The sequence below is a fragment of the Collinsella aerofaciens genome (genome assembly GCF_039752955.1).
GTDB lineage: Bacteria > Actinomycetota > Coriobacteriia > Coriobacteriales > Coriobacteriaceae > Collinsella > Collinsella aerofaciens_BI.
Genome location: NZ_JBDMHB010000083.1, coordinates 1 through 1,902, shown reverse-complemented (window position 1 = coordinate 1,902; position 1,902 = coordinate 1). Strand labels below are relative to the sequence as shown.

Here is a 1,902-nt window from a genome sequence, read left to right as displayed (position 1 = left end):
AAGTAGAAGGGCACGAGCTGCTTGGTGAGCACCAGGCGGCCGAGCATGGCGAAGCCCATGGCAGGCAGGATGTTGGCTGCAACGCCAAAGCCATCGATCACAAAGGTCGGGATGAAGTCGAGCAGGCCCTGGATGGCGTCGGAACCCAGATAGAAGGCGCCGCCGCACAGCAGGAAGTACTCAAGGCAGCCAAAGAGGCCCATGCTCCAATGTGCCGCGTAGATACCCTTGAGGTTGCCCTTGGCAGCGCACTTGTCAGCAATGTCAACAATGATCGAGAATCCAGCATCCGTAATGTTGCCGATCGTCAGCGAAAGGACGGCGATGGGCATGGCGAGCGCGATGGCCGTCTCGGTACCCTGACCGAGCTGAATGGCAAACGCGCAGGCGAGCACGCCGCCGACAGTTTCGTTAGGCGGTACGTAGGCGCCGATGGAGATCGAGCCCATGAACAGCAACTCCAGGCTGGCGCCGACGGCAAGGCCGGTCTGCAGGTCCCCCAGTACCAGGCCCACGAGCGGGCACAGGACGATGGGGCGGAACGCGTAGAGGGTGCCGAGCTGGTAGTCGAGGCATCCAAACGCTCCGACTAAGCCGACGAGGATTGCTTGGACAAGCATAATTCCTCCCAATAAGGAATCTCGAACCGTCGTCACTCCCGCCGCGCGCGTTGTTGATATCAATTCCGGGAGTTCGATTACACGGCTCGAAGCGTACCTGGTGTGCTGCTAACACCTATGCCAGATACAAATGATTTGATACCAATTATAGATATGCAGGTTCTTACTATTTAATACCACTCGCTCAGCGGGGTGTTTTTTACCGTAAACGGCAGACGTATTTCATCAGGCGCGCTCTTTGTTTCGATGGCGGACAAGCGCCACCAGAAAGCCATCGCCAAAGGCATCGGATGCCAAGTTGGCCACAATCACCAAAACGATAATCGCCGCGCCCAAAAACTCGTTCCAGCGAAAGACCTCGCCAAAGAAGAGCGCCGACCAGCAGGGAGCGAGCACGACCTCGCTCATGCAAACCAAGTTGGCCGCAAACGCGTTGGTTCGCGCGATCCCCTTGGCATACAGCACGCTCGCAAGGCCACTGCAAAAAAGGCCATGTACCAGCATGAGCCCCCACTCAAATGGTCTCACGGAGTCTAGGGCGCCGGCAAAATAGACGATCGGCAGCATCGAGATACCGCAGGAGATGAGCGAGGACACCATGGGCGACGCATCGGGGCGAGAGTTCAAAAAGAAACACAGCCCAAAGGTGGCTCCCGAAATGACGGCAAGCAGGTTGCCGAGCATGCCTTCGGCACTCAAATCGCCTAAAAAGAAAAGTCCCATACCCGTAAAAGCAACCACCACGGAGGCAATCTTCGCAGGCGAGGGCAACGTGCGGGTTGCGAGCGATTGATACACGATAACGAAAATCATCGAGGTGTACTGCAGGACGATCGCGTTGCCGACCGTCGTGAGCTGGTTGGCAAAGTTAAACGTGGTGCCCGTCACGAAGTTGCAGACGGCCACAAGGACAATAAGGCGGCTGACGCGGAGGACGGGCCTGCCGACGAGCAGGATAAAGAGCGCCATAAATATTGCCGTGACGGCACCGATCAAAAGAGCTGACTGCGAATTGGCGCGAACGAGGATGCCGATAAAACTCCACAAGAGCGCCGTGCCAAATAGATACATCGCCCCGCTCACGCCATTATCGGATGGATTGTCAGATCGAATCACGAAGCACCTCCGGCTAGCTTTCGGTAATAAAAAACGGCGACCGCAATGGGTCGCCGTTTCCCTTGGGGGCAGAATAGAACGCAGGAACCTACGCCAGCACGCCGAAGAACGCGCCGATGATGCCCACGACCATGGTGGCCACGATCAGCACCATGGGGTTGATCTT

At 57.1% G+C, this 1,902-nt stretch carries 2 protein-coding genes; both read right to left on the bottom strand.

The features are described from left to right. Positions 1–620, bottom strand: a 620-nt coding sequence (locus tag ABHR75_RS09855; protein ID WP_346964232.1) for a PTS mannose/fructose/sorbose/N-acetylgalactosamine transporter subunit IIC, incomplete at its 3' end; no start/stop codon positions are given. Positions 621–845: 225 nt separating this feature from the next. Beyond that, entirely contained in the window at positions 846–1,736 is an 891-nt protein-coding gene (locus ABHR75_RS09850) for a DMT family transporter (RefSeq protein WP_346964231.1), read from the bottom strand. Positions 1,737–1,902 lie beyond the last annotated feature (166 nt).